Below are 1,351 nucleotides of genomic sequence, written 5' to 3' on the forward strand. Positions count from 1 at the left end.
CCATAACCATCCGTAAAGCGATTGGGAAGATAGACCAGGCACTCAGCACCTAACTGTTCTAAACTCTCCTTAACAATGGAAGCCGAAGTCATCCCATCCGCATCGTAGTCCCCGTAAATGAGAATCAACTCCCCTTGCTCAATAGCATGGCGAATCCGCTCCACTGCCTTTTCCATATCATTTAAAAGGTAGGGATCATGCAAATCTTCCAAAGAAGGTTCTAAAAATTTTTTCAGACTAGTTTCATCCTTGATGCCTCGTTCAAATAACAAACGAGCTACTTCAGGTCCCAAACCAGCTTTCTTAGCTATCTTTGTAAAATCCGCATCCTCAACTTGCGGAGCGAATTGCCAATTATAAGTAGGAATTATCAAAAAAATCATCCACTCTTTCTTACGATTCTATCTTTTTATTATAACATGATTTCCAGTTTTTCTCTTGATTTTCTAACTAATTTGATGACTCTTCATCGCTCTAAACAGTAACTTTTAAGACATATACATGCCAAAGTGTCATTCCTTTTTTTACTTGATTTTTGCAATTTCCCCTCAGATAAGGTATAATAATTGTATTGTCTTTTGGGGTCGTTACGGATTCGACAGGCATTATGAGGCATATTTTGCGACTCGTGTGGCGACGTAAACGCTCAGTTAAATATAACTGCAAAAAATAACACTTCTTACGCTCTAGCTGCCTAAAAACCAGCAGGCGTGACCCGATTTGGATCGCTCGTGTTCAATGACAGGTCTTATTATTAGCGAGATACGATCAAACTTTGTCTAGCAGTTTGATAAGAGATTTATAGACTCGCAGTTCCTAGGCTTGAGTTATGTGCCGAGGGGCTGTTAAAACAATACATAACCTATGGTTGTAGACAAATATGTTAGCAGGTGTTTGGACGTGGGTTCGACTCCCACCGGCTCCATTATATTTAAAAAAAGGCGGTGGGACAGAAATCGATAGATAAAGTCTCGATTTCGTATTCCCAGCCCCGCGAGGATGATTAGAACTTTTTGGAGTCTAAAAGACGAACAAAAAGTCCAATCAGCTATCGCGTCAAAGTTCGATTGCTAATAAAAAGTGAGGTCGGGATCTTTTTTATCCCAACCTCTTTTTTTGTTTGCCTAGTTTACAAGGCTCCATCTCCATATTTTAAAAATATACAGTCACCTTTTATTTTTCGTAATCCTACTAATGATACTCGATAGGAATTTCTCCTCTTCAATTTCTTTATTTTTCTAGCATTTTAGAAATTTACTTTTTACCACTTTTCCATTAAGTAGACCAATCAACCAGCCAGCGCCTAAAGACGCTGGTTTTCACGTTGTTCAAGCCCTATTGCTCTTGACTC

General features: G+C 39.0%; 1 other RNA gene and 1 pseudogene. One reads left to right on the forward strand and one right to left on the reverse strand.

Annotated elements, in window-relative coordinates:
- A pseudogene (locus HMPREF2795_RS06930) lies at nt 1–383 on the reverse strand (single-stranded-DNA-specific exonuclease RecJ); the annotation flags it as partial.
- A gap of 197 nt (nt 384–580) precedes the next feature.
- On the opposite strand from HMPREF2795_RS06930, the gene ssrA reads away from it, so the two are divergent.
- Nucleotides 581–928: a transfer-messenger RNA gene (gene ssrA / locus HMPREF2795_RS06935) on the forward strand.
- The last annotated feature ends 423 nt before the right edge of the window (nt 929–1,351 follow it).

The organism is Streptococcus sp. HMSC056C01, assembly GCF_001811305.1.
Classification (GTDB): Bacteria; Bacillota; Bacilli; order Lactobacillales; family Streptococcaceae; genus Streptococcus.